Raw genomic sequence first — 18,369 nt, 5'->3', positions numbered from 1 at the left:
GTCACACCCGTTCCCATACCGAACACGGAAGTTAAGCTCTTTAGCGCCGATGGTAGTTGGGGGCTTCCCCCTGTGAGAGTAGGACGTCGCTAGGCGCAAAAAGTCGCTGCTGATACAATCAGTAGTGGCTTTTTTTATTGCTGTCTTATAATTCAAAATAAAAGGAGACATTTCACCATGAAAAGTGAAGTGTCTCCTTACTTGTTTATTAAACGGTAGTTGCTCGCAATTCAATACGACGGATTTTACCCGAAGTGGTTTTTGGTAGCTCATCGATAAAAACAATGCTACGAGGGTATTTATAAGGCGCTGTTAACGCTTTAACATGCTCCTGAAGCTCTTTTACTAATTGATCTTCATCCAGTCCCCGGAAGCCCTCTCGTAAGATGACAAAGGCTTTCACAATATGACCTCTGATTTCATCTGGTGCTGCAACAACAGCGCATTCTTGTACAGCTTCATGTTTATTTAATGCATCCTCTACTTCAAATGGTCCAATTGTATAGCCTGATGAAATAATAATGTCATCACCACGTCCTTCAAACCAGAAGTAACCATCCTCGTCACATTTAGCTTGATCTCCTGTAATATACCAATCCCCTCTAAAGGCAGCTTGTGTGCGCTCAGGTTCACGGTAATACTCTTTGAATAGAGCAGGTGATGATTTATGAACTGCGATGTCTCCTACTTCTCCAACAGGTGCCTCATTACCGTCGTGGTCAATAATACGTACAATATTTCCTGGTGTAGGAACACCCATTGAACCAGGGCGTAATTCTGTATTTTCCAGTGTACCAATCAATAATGTATTTTCAGTTTGTCCATAACCGTCACGTACCTTAAGGCCAAAATTTTTCATAAACGTTTCGATAACAGGACGATTTAATGGTTCACCCGCAGAAACAGCACTTCTTAATGTTGATAAGTTATAATCTTTTAGATTATCAATCTTTGCCAAAATTCGATATTCTGTTGGTGTACAACAAAGAACATTTACTTTCTCATCTTGAAGAAGTTGTAGATAAGTATGTGGGTCAAAACCGCCATGATAGACGAATGCCGTTGCCCCTAACATAATTGTCGATAAAAACGGACTCCAAATCCATTTTTGCCAACCAGGTGCTGCTGTAGCCCATACTAAATCACCTTCCCGTACACAAAGCCATTTGGAGGCTGCTGTGCGAATATGGGCGTAGCCCCAGCCGTGGGAATGAACAACCCCTTTAGGTTTACCAGTTGTGCCTGAAGTATAAGAAAGGAATGCCATATCATCACGTTTTGTTGCCACAGCAGTAAAGCTTATAGGTTGTTTGTCAGCTAATGCGTCTAAAGAGATCCAATTGTTTGAGGCATTGCCAATAACTAATTTGTTATTTAAAGCTGCTAATGAGGTAGTAATTTGATCAACCTCACTTGTAAAAGCTTCGTAAGCAATAACTGCATTGGCAGAAGCATGTTCCATACGATATTCTAAGTCACTTGCTCGCAACATCTCAGAACAGGAGATTGGCACGATGCCAGCCTTTAAACAGCCAAGGAACACAAAATAGGCTTCTGGTAGGCGTGGAATGATAACTAAAACACGATCACCTTTTTGAAGACCTCTTTCTGTAAAGGCATTCGCATATTGGTTCATTTTTTGAATAAGGTCCGCATAAGAAATGGTACGACGATTTTGTTTAGTATCCAACCATCGTATAGCTTGGCGATCACTATCTTGGGAAAATTTCTCTAATTCCTCTGTGATGTTGTAAAGTTCTGGTGCTATTAAATCTTTTGTTACCATATGAACATTCCTCCCCAAAACGTATTTAATAGAAAATTCTTAAAACTATTTTTATTTTAACAATTGAAATAATATACAGCAAGAATATTCAATACATAAAATAGAAATACTTCTCCTTATAGAGAACTATTAAACTTCTGAAAATGGAAATGAAAATTATGCAATAAATTAAATAATTTTTTTGAAAAAGTATTGCATAATTTAGAATGCTTGGTATAATAATAAATGTACTTAAGAGGTTGTTTAAACCGAATTGAATAGTATTGTTCCGAAGTAGCTCAGTTGGTAGTAGCACCTGACTGTTAATCAGGTTGTCGCAGGTTCGAGTCCTGCCTTCGGAGCCATTTTTTTGCACTTTTTTAAGTCAAATTAAATTTTAATAAGAAATTTTTAAAAAAAGCTTGCAACAATAAAAGAATGATGTTAATATAAATCTTGTCTTGTTTGAGACATAAAGAATGGCCCCTTGGTCAAGCGGTTAAGACACCGCCCTTTCACGGCGGTAACACGGGTTCGAATCCCGTAGGGGTCACCATTTTTAAGTAGTAATGCATAGGCTTAAAAAGATAAATAAACTGTGAAGAAATAAACACCTGTTTCTATGGAGGATTAGCTCAGCTGGGAGAGCATCTGCCTTACAAGCAGAGGGTCGGCGGTTCGAGCCCGTCATCCTCCACCATATAGTGTTTTTTCGGAGGGGTAGCGAAGTGGCTAAACGCGGCGGACTGTAAATCCGCTCCTTAGGGTTCGGCGGTTCGAATCCGTCCCCCTCCACCAGTTTTATTTATATAATGATTGGGGTATAGCCAAGCGGTAAGGCAACGGATTTTGATTCCGTCATGCCTAGGTTCGAATCCTAGTACCCCAGCCATTTTTCTTTTTTTGAGCCATTAGCTCAGTTGGTAGAGCATCTGACTTTTAATCAGAGGGTCGAAGGTTCGAGTCCTTCATGGCTCACTTTTCTATAATTTAAATTTAAAAGTGTAACATTAACTACAGATACTAATCTCTTGCTGAAAACAGCAGGAGATTTTTTTTACTATTTTTAAATGCATAAATATACGATTTTTTGTTAGGTTGAGCCAAGTGCATTGTAGGCTTTACAATAGTCTTATTAAAAATAGGGGGTATAAAAACATGAATAAACATCAAATTTCAATTATAGGGGTTCCAACTGATTACGGACAAACGCGAAGAGGAGTGGATATGGGTCCGAGTGCTATTCGTTATGCAGGTGTTGTAGAACGACTAGAAGCAATTGGTCACGGGGTACAAGATCAGGGAGATATTCTTGTTAGTCAAGTACAAGAAAGTAATGAAATCGATAAACAGCTATTAAATTTAGAAGAAGTTGTAGAAGTAAGCACAACTTTAGCAAATCAAGTACATGAAGCATTAGAGCAAAAAAAATTCCCACTAGTATTTGGTGGAGATCATAGTATTGCAATTGGTACTCTTGCAGGACTTGGTGAACATTACAAAAACTTGGGCGTTATTTGGTTTGATGCGCATGCAGATTTAAATACACCTGAGACAACACCATCTGGTAATATTCACGGTATGCCACTTGCAGTGAGTATTGGCTTAGGACATGAACGTCTTGTACAAATTCGTAACTATGCACCTAAGGTTAAACCGGAAAATGTCATTATTATTGGTGCGCGCTCAGTAGACCCAGGTGAACGTGAGTTAATTCGTCAACAAGGTATTAAAGTTTATACAATGCATGAAATCGATCGTCTTGGTATGACGCGTGTTATGGAAGATGCACTGGCATATTTACAAGAACGCAAAGTAGATGGTTTGCACTTATCATTAGATTTAGATGGTTTAGATCCGCTCTACACACCTGGTGTAGGAACGCCAGTGCCTGGAGGTATATCTTACCGCGAAAGTCATTTAGCAATGGAAATGTTACAAGAATCAGGGATGCTAACATCTGCTGAATTTGTTGAGGTGAATCCAATACTAGACGAAAAAAATAAAACTGCAGATGTGGCCGTGGCATTAATCGGTTCTTTATTCGGTGAGACACTAGTTTAATGTAAAATTGTGAAAAAATTGTTTATCGCCACATTGATTAAAAATCTTTTGTTATAATTGAATATAAATTGAAACTTTTCTTATAGTCGGGCCGTATAGTATAAGACAGTTGTAAAGGTGGAGAAGTAGACACAATGGATGCGTTAGTAAATAAGAGAATAAAACAAGTGCTTAAAGGCGATCAAAACGCATTTGCCGATATTGTGAGTCTCTATCAGCACAAACTGTACCAAGTATGCTACCGGATGTTAGGAAACAAGCAAGAATCTGAGGATATTGCGCAAGAAGCGTTTGTTCGTGCTTATATGAACTTGCATACTTTTGATCAAAAAAGAAAATTTTCGACGTGGCTTTATCGCATCGCAACAAACCTCTGCATCGACCGTATAAGAAAGAAAAAACCGGATTATTATTTAGATGCGGAAGTAGCTGGTACGGAAGGACTCGATATGTATTCACAAATCGCAGCAGATGACCAACTACCGGAGGAACAGTTAGAACAGATGGAGCTACAAGATCGCATTCAATACGAGATAGGACGTTTGCCTGATAAGTACCGTTCGGTTATAGTATTGAAATATATTGAAGAATTACCGTTGCAGGAAATTAGTGAAATTTTAGATATGCCTCTTGGGACAGTGAAAACGAGAATTCACCGCGGACGCGAAGCATTACGAAAGCAATTAAACAATCTGTAGGAGGGGGAGCGTCATGAATATTTGTCCAGAGCATATTATTGATTATATGCATGATTATTTAGACGGTGACATTAGTCGTGAGCATGAGCAAGAATTGAAACAGCATTTGCACTCATGCGGTGATTGCAAACAATTGATGCAAGAATTGAGTGAAACGATCGCCTTTGTGAAGAGTGCTTCCCATATTACAGCACCTCCAGATTTTGAAGCTGCGGTGATGGCTCGTTTACCGAAACCAAAAAGTCGTGTAGGCATGCAAAAATGGATTCGTCGTCATCCATTCTTTGTTGCAGCAGCAGTCTTCTGTTTATTTATGAGCGCTACATTATTAGGTAGCTTCATGGACGATCAACAATTCTCTGTCACGAAACAACCAAACCTTGTTGTAGAAGGACAAACGGTTATCGTTCCAGAAGGAGAGGTTGTAAAAGGTGATATCGTCGTTAAAAATGGTGATTTAATTGTTGAGGGTGAAGTGGATGGCAATATCACCATTATTAATGGTCAGTATATGGCATCTTCTGCAGTCGTTTCAGGTAAAATAGAAGAAATAGATGAAGCGTTTGAATGGTTATGGTATACCATCAAAAATTCCGTAAAAGCTGCCATGACATTTGAGGAAAAAGAAACTAAATAAAACTCTATACGTCCTACATGATAGTGCACGGGAGAGAATGAAAAGTCTACCCATATGGGTAGACTTTTCTTTTGAAAAAAGTTACATTTGACAAGAATGTGCTATACTTAAACGTATATGGATTCGCAATGAAAAGTGGGGGATGCCACGTGCAAATTATCGAACAATTCACGGATTTAACACCGGTGAACATTGTTATTAACTTCATAGATGTACTGCTCGTCTGGTACGTTGTTTATAAAATTTTAACCCTCATTAAAGGGACGAAAGCTGTCCAATTACTAAAAGGCATTTTCGTCATTATTATTGCACGCATTGCAACAGACTTTATTGGGTTAGAAACTTTAGGATGGATGCTAAAACAAGTCATTGAATTTGGTTTCTTGGCTATTATCATTATCTTCCAACCTGAAATTCGACGTGGTCTCGAGCAAATTGGACGAGGAAAGCTGTTCCAACGTTCGACGAGTCAAGAAGAAGAAGAACAAACGAGACTGATTGAAGCCATGAAGAAATCGGTTAGCTATATGGCAAAACGCCGTATTGGTGCACTTATTTCTATTGAAAAAGATACAGGCTTAACTGAATATATTGAAACGGGAATAGGTCTTAATGCAGAAGTATCTTCTGAATTACTTATTAACATTTTTATACCGAATACCCCACTTCATGATGGGGCAGTTATTATGCAAAAAGATAAGGTAACAGCAGCAGCGTGCTATTTACCGCTGTCAGAAAGTCCTTTTATCTCAAAAGAGCTTGGAACACGACATCGTGCAGCACTCGGGCTTAGTGAAGTAACAGACGCAATTACCATTGTCGTGTCAGAGGAAACTGGCGCCATCAGTATTACGTTAAACGGTAATCTACATCGTAACCTTTCTCTAGAGGAATTCGAAACACTGTTACGCAAAATGTGGTTTGGATCAGTACAAGAATCGAATGCGGCCTCTAAGTTGACTTGGAGGGGGAAAAAGAATGGATAAAATGATGGATAGCCCATGGGTATTGCGAATCATTGCGCTCTTTCTAGCGTGCTTACTATTTTTCTCTGTTCGGACTGAGTTAGCATCTACAGATAAAACTGCGATGACTGAACAGGTAGAAGTGATTCGAGATGTACCCGTAGAGGTTTATTATGATGATGATAGCCTTATTGTAACGGGAATTCCGAAAACAGTGAATGTTACGGTTAGGGGACCAAAGCAACTCGCTTTGCAGGCAAAATTAGTGAAAGATTTCTCTGTATTTATAAATTTAAATGATTTATTAATTGGTGAGCATAGCGTTGAACTACAATACGAAAATATTTCGGATAAATTAAAAGTGACGCTAGACCCAGCGACAGTGAAAGTAAATATAGAGGAAAAAGTCACACAAGAATTCCGCGTCGATCCTGAAATGAATAATCGTTTAATAGATGAAGGTTATTACTTAAAAGGAATGTCCGCGAACCCAGCGACTGTGTTTGTAACAGGCGCAAAAAGCGCAATAGAGAGCATTAGCTATGTAAAAGCGACTGTAACGGGTGAACAAGGCTTGAGACAGTCTTTCTCTCAAGAAGCGGCTGTAAAAGTATTAGATCGCGACTTAAATAAACTAGATGTGATGATAGAACCAGAAAAGGTTAAGGTACGGGTAGATATTGCAGAATATAGTAAAGAACTACCGGTAACGATAAAGGAAACAGGTAAAGCGGCAGATGACATTACTATCAATCGATTAACCCTTATTACTAACTCTTTGAAAGTGTATGGGAAAAAATCGATTATCGATGTTTTAACGAGCTTGCCAGTTGAAGTTGATCTATCGAAAATTACTGAATCAAAAACGTATGAATTCGATGTGAAACTACCTGAAGGTGCGACTAAAGTATCTGAACAAAAAATAAAAATTAAAGCTGATGTCACAAAAGCAGAAAAGGTAGAAGAGGAAAAAAAGGAAACTATTACAATTCCTGAAGAACCAAATCCTGACCCTGTGACAGAAGATGATGTTGATTCTTAAACAAGAACTGACTATAATTTTAATTTGATTCATAAGAGATTTCCTGTCTCTACAAATCGTGCTATATAGCAGATATCTAAATGCTAACGAACAAGATAGGCTCAGGTAATGATGAGCACGTGAATTATTCTGTCATTTGAATGGAGTGCCTGTTGCCAAAAGCTTGTTGCATTAGAGCCTCTGAAAGCTAGTTGAAGAGGCCTATTATTAGTAAATGAATAACAAAAGACTTTTCCAAAAGTAAGCAGACGAGCCGTCCGATTGTCCGCAGGAAACAAGCGTGATGCGGTCGTCTTGCATTGAAGGAGAGAACAATTAAAATGGGTAAATATTTTGGAACAGATGGCGTTCGTGGCGTCGCGAATAGTGAATTAACACCGGAATTTGCATTTAAACTTGGCCGCGTAGGTGGTTATGTTTTAACGAAGGATGCAACGGGGCGTCCAAAGGTATTAATTGGTCGTGACACGCGTATTTCAGGCGAAATGCTTGAAGGTGCACTAGTAGCCGGGCTTTTATCTATCGGCGTAGAGGTGATGCGTCTTGGTGTAATTTCTACACCAGGTGTTGCTTATCTTTCTAGAATTATGAGTGCAAACGCAGGCGTCATGATTTCAGCTTCACATAACCCAGTTGCCGACAATGGCATTAAATTTTTCGGTCCCGATGGTTTCAAACTAACTGATGCGCAAGAGGCAGAAATTGAAGCTATACTTGATGCACCAGAAGATACATTGCCACGTCCAATCGGTGCGGATTTAGGCATTGTAAGTGATTATTTCGAAGGTGGACAAAAGTATATTCAATACTTAAAACAAACGGTAGATGAAGAGTTCGATGGTATTCATGTAGCATTAGATTGCGCACATGGTGCAACATCGTCACTCGCAACGCATTTATTTGCTGACTTAGAAGCAGATATTTCAACAATGGGTGCTTCACCAACTGGTTTAAACATTAATGACGGTGTTGGTTCAACACATCCAGAAGGTCTTGCTGCGTTTGTAACTGAAAAAGGTGCAGATGTCGGTTTAGCATTCGACGGTGATGGTGACCGCCTTATCGCAGTAGACGAAAAAGGTAAAATCGTTGACGGAGACCAAATTATGTTCATCATTGGTAAGCATTTAAATGCAGTGGGTCGTTTGAAAAAGCAAACGATCGTCTCTACTGTGATGAGTAATATGGGCTTCTACAAAGCTGTTGAAGAAAATGATATGCACAGTGTACAAACTGCTGTAGGAGATCGTTACGTTGTAGAAGAAATGCGTGCCAATGAATATAATTTAGGTGGCGAGCAATCAGGTCATATTGTATTCTTGGACTTTAATACAACAGGTGACGGTTTACTTACAGGTATTCAACTTGTCAATATTATGAAGGCTACTGGCAAAAAACTCTCTGAACTTGCTGGCGAAATGACGATTTTCCCTCAACGTTTAGTAAATGTCCGTGTAACAGACAAGCATGCAGTGACTGAAAATGCCAAAGTTGCAGCTGTCATTGCGGAGGTTGAAGCGGATATGGCTGGTAACGGCCGCATCTTAGTTCGTCCTTCTGGCACAGAGCCACTTGTGCGTGTCATGGTGGAAGCAGCTACAGAAGCGGATTGTGAACGCTATGTAGAATGTATTGCCAATGTAGTACGTGCTGAAATGGGCTTAACAGAATAAGTGTAAAGTAACTCGATCTTTCATCTTGGAAGATCGAGTTTTTTATGTTTGAAATAGCTGGGAGAGGGAAGAATACTGTTGAGTCACAAAACAACAAGGGGTGTTTTATTGATATGGCTAAAATTGCAGCAGTAATAACAGATATGTTCGAGGACGTAGAGTTTACAAGTCCAAAGGCAGCTTTAGAAGCAGAGGGGCATGAAGTAATTACAATTGATATCGAAGCAGGAAAAGAAGTTGAAGGTAAGCACGGGGAGAAAGTAAAAATCGATAAAGGTATTGAGGAAGTGAATGCGTCAGAATTTGATGCACTATTTATTCCAGGTGGCTTTTCACCAGATATTTTACGTGCAGATGATCGTGTTGTCGCTTTCGTCAAAGCATTTATGGATGATATGAAGCCAACCTTTGCGATTTGTCACGGGCCACAGCTACTTATTACAGCGAAAACGCTAAATGGGCGTGATGCCACAGGCTATAAATCAATACAAGTTGATTTAGAAAATGCCGGTGCAAAGTTCCATGATGAAGAAGTATTTGTTTGTCAAAAACAATTAGTGACAAGCCGTACACCGGAAGATTTACCTGCGTTTAATCGAGAAATTGTGAAATTACTAAGTAAGGAATAGAAGGCACTCTTAGCGTAAGATGCAACCTTTATTACCTGTTGCGTCTTACGCTTTGTTTTATGCCTTATTTTGATGCAATCTGGCATGCACACTCGCCTTTTGCACTACGTTGTTACTCGAAAATGGGGAAATGGTGATATTTTTTTAACGAAAATTTGACGAACAGCATATGATTGAGTATTATGGAGAAGCTGACGGCTTGGAGATACCATGTCCGCTTAGCAAGTGCAAAAGGAGGAAAGTTAGCACAAAAAATCGGAAAACAATTATAGCGCCTGAGCTGGAGAAATTGGACGAAGACATCTTCAGCAGACGAGGTGGAGGTTTATCGAAAATTCGGCGGATGCCTCCCGATCGACATACCCGATTGTCATTTTTCATTTTGAAAGCATTTAAGTGATTGAATGTACAGAAAATGGAGAAGGTATAAGTAAAGCAATAGATAAATAGAAAAACTTCACGTATCGAAGTAAAGCACTATTTTAGAACGCTAAAATAGTACGAGGACGTGCGCGTATCAGTTTGCTTATTTTTTACTCGAAACTAAGCGATACTAATACCGCCCACTGAAAATTTTCGATAGGCTGAGGTCTAGTTTGTCATTGCGTCAATACGACAATATCGGAGGAAAAGTAATTATGTGTGGAATTGTAGGATATATTGGTGAATTAGATGCAAAGGAAATTTTATTAAAAGGCTTAGAGAAATTAGAATACCGTGGCTATGACTCAGCAGGTATTGCTGTACGCAATGAAGAGGGCGTAACAATCTTTAAAGAAAAAGGACGTATTGCGGACTTACGTGAAGCTGTAGACGAAGACGTAGCTGCAAAGATTGGGATTGGTCATACACGTTGGGCAACACACGGTGTACCAAACCGTTTAAATGCGCACCCGCATCAAAGTACATCAGGTCGTTTTACGCTTGTGCATAATGGTGTAATTGAAAACTATCATTTATTACAAAAAACATATTTAAAAGGCATTCCAATGAAGTCTGACACAGATACGGAAGTAATCGTGCAGTTAGTGGAGCTATTTGTGAAGGATGGACTGCAAACGGCAGAGGCATTCCGCAAAACATTATCACTATTACACGGTTCTTATGCGTTAGCGTTATTAGATGCTGAAGCGGCTGACACAATTTTCGTTGCGAAAAACAAATCGCCACTTCTAGTAGGTGTCGGTGAAGGCTTTAATGTAGTAGCGTCAGATGCAATGGCGATGCTACAAGTAACAGATCAATTTGTGGAATTACACGATAAAGAAGTCGTTATCGTGCACAAAGGCAGTGTGGAAATTACAAAATTAGATGGCACAGTAGTAGAGCGTGCACCGTACACAGCAGAGCTTGATATGAGCGATATTGAAAAAGGTACGTACCCTCACTATATGTTAAAAGAAATGGATGAACAGCCAACAGTTATTCGTAAAATCATTCAAGCATATGAAGGCGACAATGGCGAATTAACAATTGATAAGGATATTTTACAAGCAGTGCAAGCTGCTGATCGTCTATACATTATCGCGGCCGGCACAAGCTATCATGCAGGCTTAATCGGTAAACAATACTTTGAGAAAATGGCAGGCATTCCTGTTGAAGTGCATATTTCAAGTGAGTTTGGCTACAATATGCCATTACTATCAGAAAAGCCGTTATTCATCTTTATTACTCAATCAGGTGAAACAGCAGATAGCCGCCAAGTACTTGTGAAAATTAAAGAGCTTGGCTACCCAACATTAACAATTACGAACGTACCAGGTTCAACGCTATCACGCGAAGCAGACCATACGCTATTATTGCATGCTGGCCCAGAAATCGCTGTAGCTTCTACAAAAGCATACGTAGCGCAGGTGGCAGTTCTTGCAGTAACAGCATATGTAACAGCCAAAGCAAGCGGTAAAGGCTTAGAATTTGATTTAAAACAAGAACTAGCCATTGCAGCCAACGGTATTCAAACAATTATCGATTCAAAAGATGTATTAGAAGATATCGCAGAAGACTATTTGAAAATTGCACGCAATGCCTTCTTCATCGGTCGTAATATCGACTTCTATGTAAGTCTTGAAGGTGCTTTAAAACTGAAAGAGATTTCATATATTCAAGCGGAAGGTTTTGCAGGTGGCGAACTAAAACACGGTACAATTGCCTTAATTGAAGAAGGTACACCAGTTTTCGCCCTTGTAACACAAGAAGCAGTAGCCTTAAATATTCGCGGCAATGTAAAAGAGGTAGCAGCACGTGGAGCGTACCCATGCATTATCGCCATGGCTGGCGTAGACGAAGATGGCGACCGTTTAGTCATCCCACATGTCAATGAATACTTAACACCACTTGTTTCCGTAGTACCATTACAGTTAATTAGCTACTATGCAGCATTACACCGTCGTTGTGACGTTGATAAGCCTCGTAACTTGGCGAAGTCAGTGACAGTGGAGTAGGCTGGAGAGCTGTTGCGTTTGATGAAGCTCTATTAAAGATAAATAATTTGTATTAAAGTTTAATTCAAGCCATCTCACCTTGTTAAAGGCGAGATGGTTTTTTTGCTATCGCCGAGTGAAGCAAAGTACTTAAATTAACTACTGAAAATAGTGTAAACAGGTGCAATTTATTAAGTGAGGTTAAATATTTAAAAGCCAATATAATACATATTTATGGTATAATTAAGGGAAATTTAAGGTGGTGTTAAATGAGGTGAAAATGTTGAAAAAATATTTATACATAAGCATTTTTCTAGCGGTATTTGCATTATCAGGTTGCAATAATGATGAAAGTGATCAAGAAAAAGTAGTAGCAGAATCGCCGATTACAGAGCAATCAAGGGCTATAAACAATGAGGCTAGTACAACAAAGATAGAAGATGCAGCACCGATTCCTTTAAAGTTAACGCAAGAACAAAAAGAAGAATATTATCAAAAATATGTAACGATTATTGAGAAGCTAAATAGTGAAGATATGGACTTCGAACTAGAGTTGGAGCCTATAACGAATTTTGTAGATGAATATTGGATTGCAATAGAAGACTTTGAAAAACTGGCAAAGGACAGAGCTAATATGTCTATTGTTATTTTAGAAAATAGCGAACGCTATAATCCAATGATAGTGCCAAAGACAGTAAAGTTACAGATTGGCTCAAAAGAAACAGACATTATGTTTAAAGGTTCTTTTGACACACAATTAAACACTAATACACCAGGAGGACGACAACTATTTTCAGCATTTCATTCTATTTCTTCAGAAGCAGCAAACGCTGATGGAAGTTGGACACAATTAGGATATGAAGGTTCGCTAATGGATGGAGGAGTTAATTATGTTATTGATATAGGGGGGAAATTCTCACAGGGTGGTATTATTTCTTCACATATTGTGACATTAAAATTCAACTGTAATATAAATGGCGCAATTAGTTAAAAATTTTAATAGAATTCTATCAAACGTTTTTCACATAAAAATTAACAGTTTAAAGTAAGAGCATTTCTCCATCTGGGAAATGTTCTTTTATTTTTATCACTTAATATAACGGTGGGAATAACGAAAAACAATCTATATTTATTGTGAATCGATAAATGTTGTGGTAAATTTATTGTGTCATTAACTAACTGAGGTGCTTATTATGAATAATAAACGAGGTTCAACCACTTTTTTAAAGGTCATTATTTCACTGGCAGGAATGGCAGTGCTTGCGCTATGTATATTTTTAGTGCCCCATGTAGCGAATTTCGCCTCTACATCGTATCCGACGATTGCGCCGATGAAATATCTTGTATTCATCGTGATGTATGGAGCGGCTGTGCCTTTTTACTTTGCACTCTATCAAACTTTCAATCTTTTACGGTACATTGATGCAAAAACACCGTTCTCGGATTTATCTGTAAAGGCGTTAAAGAACATTAAGTACTGCGCAATTATCATTAGTAGTATCTATATAGTAGGTTCACCATTGTTCTACTTTATAGCGAGGAAAGTTGATCCTCCTGTTGGATTATTGGGCCTTATGATTGTTTTTGCTTCGTTCGTTATCGCCGTTTTTGCTGCTATTCTCCAACGGCTTCTACAAGAAGTCATTAGCATAAAATTAGAAAATGACTTGACGGTCTGAGGCGGATACTATGGCAATTATTATTAATATTGATGTAATGCTAGCAAAACGAAAAATGAGCGTAACGGAGCTTTCGGAGAAGGTTGGTATCACTATGGCGAATCTTTCGATATTGAAAAATGGCAAAGCAAAAGCGGTTCGCTTTTCAACATTAGAAGCAATATGTAAAGCTTTAGATTGTCAGCCGGGTGATATTATGGAGTATCAAAGCGACGAAGAGATACAAGAATAACAAACGATGAGTAATATATAAAAACAGAGTTTATCTACAAAATGCGTAGAATGTAACTCTGTTTTTTTAGTTCGTAAATTTTATATTTAATTAAAATCCTCATCTAGGCAGTGTCAATTGCGACGAGCCATTTGCTCTATACGATCCACAACTACTTTGTACAATTGATGTGGCAGGTCATGCCCCATGCCGTCCACTAACATTAGCTCAGCTCCCGGGATGGCAGAAGCCGTGTCCTCGCCACACACTGGAACGAACAATGGATCGTCCACCCCATGGATGACAAGTGTGGGTACTTTTATAGTCCCCAACAGCGGACGACGGTCACCAGAGACAGCGATAGCAGCAATTTGTCTTCCGACACTACCTGGATCGTATGCTCGCTGAGCTTCCTCCATAATAAGCGCCCGATAAGCATCTTCTTCAAATGGATAGCCTGTGCCAGCGATACGTTTAGCAAATGACAGGCTGTGCGCCAAAAATCCTGCTTCATTGTCAAATGGGTTCGGCGCTGGTTTGGTCATCATGGCCATGACATCCGGGTCAGTTTGCGGGAGGGCGGGATTACCCGAACTGGACATAAAAGATGTCAGTGATAGAACCCGTTCAGGGTACTCACTGGCTGCAATCTGGGCAATCATGCCGCCCATCGATCTGCCAATGAAATGTGCACGTTCAATGGATAGGGCATCGAGTAGTCCAATCGCGTCATTGGCCATGTCATTGAGTGTGTATGGGATTTCCGGTATCTGTCCTGACATGAGAGCAGTCGCCAGTGCGTTAAAATCCAGCGTTGGGCAATGGCTAAAGTGCGTTGAGTAACCTACGTCTCGATTGTCAAAGCGGATTACGTGAAAACCCCGCGCTGCTAGTATCCGACAAAATGAATCCGTCCATCGAATCATCTGAGTTCCAAGCCCAGCAATTAGGATAATAGCCTCGTCATTACCGTTACCGAAACGGTCATAGGCTAATTCGACTCCGTTGACTTTTAGGATATTCATAATCATGTACTCCTCCAATTATTATTCCAAATTTTTTACGCCTCATTTACTTTCGTTCCGTTTTTTTCCTCCGAGAAATGCCCTAGGCTTGGATTCTCATCGGTCAAAAATGTTTAAAAAGACTAACCGCCAGTTCTAATAAACTTCTTTATATTGAGTGAACAATTAGTATCGATGTAATAATTTATAATAAACATTATATTATTTTGTTTGTTATTAATCAAACGATTTTAATTTTTGTTTGTTTATTAGAATAAATAGAAACGTTGAGATTCCTCGTAAAAAAATAAGCTATGAAGAAAAATTTCCTTCATAGCTTATTTTTAATAAGCATTATTTTTTTATAGCTCACTCGTTTGAGGGGATGGCTTTAAAAAGAACCACACAATGAATAATGTGACGATGGCTAATATAAATGTATCCATATAAATGAAATGGACACTTGCAGCTAATGCTTCTTGGGACTCGGTTACGACGTCTTTTATTGCTCCGCCGTGACCACCGGAAGAAACAAGATCGAGGTTTTGAATGCCTCGTGCATGAATCATTGTGTTGAAAAGCGCACCGAAAACTGCGGCGCCTAATGTTTGGCTAAATGTATTGATAAATGTATTTAAGCCGATTGCTGTGCCGCGCGTTTGATTGGAAACAGCTGTTTGAATTGTTACCATGTAAATAGGTGAAACAAGACCCATTCCTAGTCCGAATAATCCAACGCCAACATAAATAAGGAACGCCGGTGAAGTAATGGACAAAGTAAATAATGAAAACGCTGCGACTGACAGTACGCAAACACCAAGTAGAATAATTTGTTTCGTATTGAAGCGACCTACTAGTTTGCTAGAGAAAATCGTGCCAACCGTCCACATAACGGGAAGTGGCATTAAAATAAGCCCTGCGTCTGTCGCATTTTTTCCTAATACACCTTGGCTCCAAATTGGCAAATACATTGTTAGACTAATAAGCATAGCACCTGAAATAAGTGTTAAGATATTAATAATAGATAATGTACGGTTAGCAAAAAGTGCTAGCGGAATTAGTGGTTCTGGCGATTTTTTCTCAATAAATAAGAAAACAATAAATGACACAGCTGCAAAGATTAACAAACCAATAATGGACATGTCTCCCCAGTTGTTCTTACTGCTACCCGTTAATAGGGCGTATAGTAGAGCAATGGCACTTAATGAGAACACCGTTGCTCCAAGATAATCAATATGGTGTTTTGCAGGTTTAACGGATTCTTTGTAATAAATAACGATCATTAAACAAGCGATAATGCCAAATGGTACGTTTAAAAAGAAGATGTAGCGCCAAGAAAGTGAATCTACTAAAAAACCACCAACTAGTGGGCCAATTACACCTGAAATACCCCAAACGGCACTAATCCAGCCCTGTGCTTTTGCTCGGTCTTTCACTTCGCTATATAAGTCACCGATAATCGTCATGGTGATGGGCATAATAGCACCAGCTCCTAGACCTTGAAGGGCACGAAAGACAATAAGCTGCTCCATTGATGTAACGACACCGCAAAGTGCAGAGCCGACTAAAAAGATAGTAGCCCCAATCAGTAAAACTTTTTTTCGACCAAATAAATCTGCTAGTTTCCCGTAAATTGGAGTCGAAACAGCTGTGGCAAGCATGTAGATGGCATAGACCCAACTAACAAGTTCGACGCCCGATAAATCACTGGTAATACGGGGGATGGCTGTACTAATAATAGTTCCTTCTACAGCAGAAAGGAAGGTCATTAACATTAATGACATAATAACTTTTTTTCTCATAGGTTTCCTCTATACTTCCATTAAGTTAAATTATATATAACTTACATTTAAATCTTTCATATAACAATAGTTGACTTCTATATGAACCTATCTAAAATGCAAATAAAATTTAAGTCTAAAGGAAAATAGGCATATTTTCAAATACAATTTATCACGCGTCATGCTAATTTTCTTTTCGTAAATTCTCCCTATTAGATGAATAGGTTTTAATGTAAAACCCTTCTGTCTCTGACCATTCCGCATACAAAATATCATGAGTAGAAGTATATCCTTCCTTTTGCAGGGCGTCATATAGCCATTCCTTCGACTTGCCTGTGTATTTTAAAATTTCTTCATTAATTTCCCCATCATCAACAAATAAGAAATTAATCGACTCGTCATCTGGCTTTAAATTCAGCATAGCTGGTGTGACCGTATCGAATTGAGCATATTTTTTTAAGCTGACAGTACCACCAGGCTCTAAGTACAAATCACAAACTTCTCGAAGTGAGAAGACCCCTTGTTGGCGCAGCATAATGCGCAATTGCTCCATTTCTAAGTGATTCGCTTCTAATTCCTTTAGATTGAATTGACCATCCTTAATTAAAATGGACGTTTCTCCTTTCAGCAGAGCTCTAAATTTATCGAAGCGCTGTGAGGAAATTTCAATGATAAATAGCATGACTCCCCATACGCTGACCGCAAACCAAACATGAAGCGGTGTAATATTATCATCATAAATACTTTCTTCCAAAATACCTCCAAGTACAATGGAGTAAATAAAGTCAAAGGGAGTAAGCTGTGATATTTCCTTTTTGCCTAACAAACGCGTGACAATTAATAAAGCGATGAACCCAAAAAATAATTTTAATCCAATATTCATATAGGTCATGCAATACGACTCCTTCGCTAATCATACTTTCACTGACAAAGCCACTAGACGGTGCCGCATCTTCCGTCTCTAGCTGTAGAACTCTATACCCGCTGTGCTGAAATGTTCAACCTAATCAAATGACGTTAAGGTATACTTTTCTTAATAGCATGAATTAGTAAGACAAGGAGGAAATTATGCATATTGAAAAGGGAACGGTATGTAATATAGAAGAACTTGAAGCTTTATATAATGATTTAAATGATTATCTTGAGGCACATATTAATTACCCTGGATGGAAAAAGGGCGTCTATCCAGTAAAAGAAACGGCCATACAAGGTATTGAAGAAGGCACTTTATATGTCATGAAAGATGGTCATCATATTGTGGGCACTGTTATTTTAAGACAGGAGCAAGAAGCAGCGTATGCTAAAGCAAATTGGCCTATGCATTTAGAGGATGAAGAATTAATGGTTATTCATACTTTTGCCGTACATCCTACATATTTGAAAAAAGGGATTGGCACAAAATTAATGGACTTTGTTATACAACATAGTAAAGACATGAAGTTAAAGGCAATTCGCCTGGATGTCTATGAAGAAAATAAACCTGCAATCAAACTTTATCAAAAGTACGGTTTTCAGTATATTGATACAATCAATTTAGGATATGGCAAATATGGTTTAAATAATTTTGAACTATATCAAAAGTTATTATAAATTATCAGTATTAACGGCAGTTAGTCTTTACAGATTAACTGCTTTTAATTTTTATTGTTAGAAAATAATGAATTGACAAAAATATTGTTATGGTTTAAAGTAACGAATAATTGAATGGGGGAGAGTCTATGTCGATACTCAATCGTCTAATATCTGCAACTACACATCATCATAGCCAATAGTCTTGCTATCTTTATTAATTTTTTAATAA

General features: G+C 38.6%; 16 protein-coding genes, 6 tRNA genes and 1 rRNA gene. 19 read left to right on the top strand and 4 right to left on the bottom strand.

The genetic code is table 11. The features are described 5' to 3' along the window. Window positions 1-95: ribosomal RNA gene (rrf, locus tag ACIQXI_RS19360) — 5S ribosomal RNA — on the top strand; the annotation flags it as partial. A gap of 113 nt (window positions 96-208) precedes the next feature. On the opposite strand, the gene mbcS is transcribed toward rrf, so the two are convergent. Further along, on the bottom strand, window positions 209-1,786 hold the full coding sequence (mbcS, locus tag ACIQXI_RS19355; RefSeq protein WP_402927851.1) for an acyl-CoA synthetase MbcS: 1,578 nt from the start codon (window positions 1,784-1,786) through the stop codon (window positions 209-211). 267 nt (window positions 1,787-2,053) lie between these two features. Here mbcS and ACIQXI_RS19350 point away from each other — a divergent pair. The 17 genes from ACIQXI_RS19350 (at window position 2,054) to ACIQXI_RS19270 (ending at window position 13,804) form a co-directional block, all read left to right on the top strand. Continuing rightward, window positions 2,054-2,130 (top strand) — tRNA-Asn (locus ACIQXI_RS19350). Between the two features lie 116 nt (window positions 2,131-2,246). Beyond that, a tRNA-Glu gene (locus tag ACIQXI_RS19345) sits at window positions 2,247-2,321 on the top strand. 68 nt (window positions 2,322-2,389) lie between these two features. After that, window positions 2,390-2,465, top strand: a tRNA-Val gene (locus ACIQXI_RS19340). Window positions 2,466-2,479: 14 nt separating this feature from the next. Continuing rightward, window positions 2,480-2,563: transfer RNA gene (locus ACIQXI_RS19335), tRNA-Tyr, on the top strand. 19 nt (window positions 2,564-2,582) lie between these two features. Then, window positions 2,583-2,657, top strand: a tRNA-Gln gene (locus ACIQXI_RS19330). A 13-nt stretch (window positions 2,658-2,670) separates the two neighbouring features. Then, window positions 2,671-2,743, top strand: a tRNA-Lys gene (locus ACIQXI_RS19325). A 180-nt stretch (window positions 2,744-2,923) separates the two neighbouring features. Further along, entirely contained in the window at window positions 2,924-3,829 is a 906-nt protein-coding gene (rocF, locus tag ACIQXI_RS19320; RefSeq protein WP_402927850.1) for an arginase, read from the top strand. A gap of 134 nt (window positions 3,830-3,963) precedes the next feature. Further along, complete coding sequence (sigW, locus tag ACIQXI_RS19315) at window positions 3,964-4,527, top strand: RNA polymerase sigma factor SigW (protein ID WP_402927848.1); 564 nt, start codon at window positions 3,964-3,966, stop codon at window positions 4,525-4,527. Window positions 4,528-4,540: 13 nt separating this feature from the next. Continuing rightward, entirely contained in the window at window positions 4,541-5,164 is a 624-nt protein-coding gene (locus ACIQXI_RS19310) for a zf-HC2 domain-containing protein (protein ID WP_402927847.1), read from the top strand. A gap of 149 nt (window positions 5,165-5,313) precedes the next feature. Next, a complete protein-coding gene (gene cdaA / locus ACIQXI_RS19305) occupies window positions 5,314-6,150 on the top strand; it encodes a diadenylate cyclase CdaA (protein WP_402927845.1) in 837 nt (278 codons plus the stop codon). After that, window positions 6,143-7,171: a CdaR family protein gene (locus ACIQXI_RS19300; RefSeq protein ID WP_402927843.1), complete on the top strand. Its 1,029-nt coding sequence runs from the start codon at window positions 6,143-6,145 to the stop codon at window positions 7,169-7,171. The genes cdaA and ACIQXI_RS19300 overlap by 8 nt, the downstream gene beginning before the upstream one ends. 320 nt (window positions 7,172-7,491) lie before the next feature. Continuing rightward, window positions 7,492-8,844, top strand: a complete 1,353-nt coding sequence (gene glmM, locus ACIQXI_RS19295; RefSeq protein WP_402927841.1) for a phosphoglucosamine mutase — start codon at window positions 7,492-7,494, stop codon at window positions 8,842-8,844. A gap of 113 nt (window positions 8,845-8,957) precedes the next feature. Beyond that, entirely contained in the window at window positions 8,958-9,473 is a 516-nt protein-coding gene (locus ACIQXI_RS19290; RefSeq protein WP_402927840.1) for a type 1 glutamine amidotransferase domain-containing protein, read from the top strand. A 638-nt stretch (window positions 9,474-10,111) separates the two neighbouring features. Further along, a complete protein-coding gene (gene glmS / locus ACIQXI_RS19285; protein ID WP_402927839.1) occupies window positions 10,112-11,914 on the top strand; it encodes a glutamine--fructose-6-phosphate transaminase (isomerizing) in 1,803 nt (600 codons plus the stop codon). Window positions 11,915-12,176: 262 nt separating this feature from the next. Then, window positions 12,177-12,884, top strand: coding sequence for a hypothetical protein (locus ACIQXI_RS19280; protein ID WP_402927838.1), 708 nt, complete (start codon window positions 12,177-12,179; stop codon window positions 12,882-12,884). Between the two features lie 202 nt (window positions 12,885-13,086). Further along, window positions 13,087-13,572: a DUF2975 domain-containing protein gene (locus ACIQXI_RS19275; protein ID WP_402927837.1), complete on the top strand. Its 486-nt coding sequence runs from the start codon at window positions 13,087-13,089 to the stop codon at window positions 13,570-13,572. Between the two features lie 10 nt (window positions 13,573-13,582). After that, a complete protein-coding gene (locus tag ACIQXI_RS19270) occupies window positions 13,583-13,804 on the top strand; it encodes a helix-turn-helix domain-containing protein (RefSeq protein WP_402927835.1) in 222 nt (73 codons plus the stop codon). Between the two features lie 113 nt (window positions 13,805-13,917). Here the strand turns inward: ACIQXI_RS19270 and ACIQXI_RS19265 are convergent, their stop codons facing one another. The 3 genes from ACIQXI_RS19265 to ACIQXI_RS19255 form a co-directional block, all read right to left on the bottom strand. After that, window positions 13,918-14,808: an alpha/beta fold hydrolase gene (locus ACIQXI_RS19265; protein WP_402927834.1), complete on the bottom strand. Its 891-nt coding sequence runs from the start codon at window positions 14,806-14,808 to the stop codon at window positions 13,918-13,920. A gap of 341 nt (window positions 14,809-15,149) precedes the next feature. Continuing rightward, entirely contained in the window at window positions 15,150-16,589 is a 1,440-nt protein-coding gene (locus tag ACIQXI_RS19260) for an MDR family MFS transporter (RefSeq protein ID WP_402927833.1), read from the bottom strand. 163 nt (window positions 16,590-16,752) lie between these two features. Beyond that, window positions 16,753-17,460 (bottom strand): DUF421 domain-containing protein, encoded by a 708-nt coding sequence (locus ACIQXI_RS19255; protein ID WP_402927832.1) that lies wholly within the window; start codon window positions 17,458-17,460, stop codon window positions 16,753-16,755. A 176-nt stretch (window positions 17,461-17,636) separates the two neighbouring features. Between ACIQXI_RS19255 and ACIQXI_RS19250 the strand changes: the two genes are divergently transcribed. Further along, entirely contained in the window at window positions 17,637-18,158 is a 522-nt protein-coding gene (locus tag ACIQXI_RS19250; protein ID WP_402927830.1) for a GNAT family N-acetyltransferase, read from the top strand. Window positions 18,159-18,369 lie beyond the last annotated feature (211 nt).

The sequence above is a fragment of the Lysinibacillus sp. NPDC097195 genome, assembly GCF_044762075.1.
In the GTDB taxonomy this organism is placed as follows: domain Bacteria; phylum Bacillota; class Bacilli; order Bacillales_A; family Planococcaceae; genus Lysinibacillus.
This window is presented reverse-complemented; position numbering and strand designations above follow the sequence as displayed.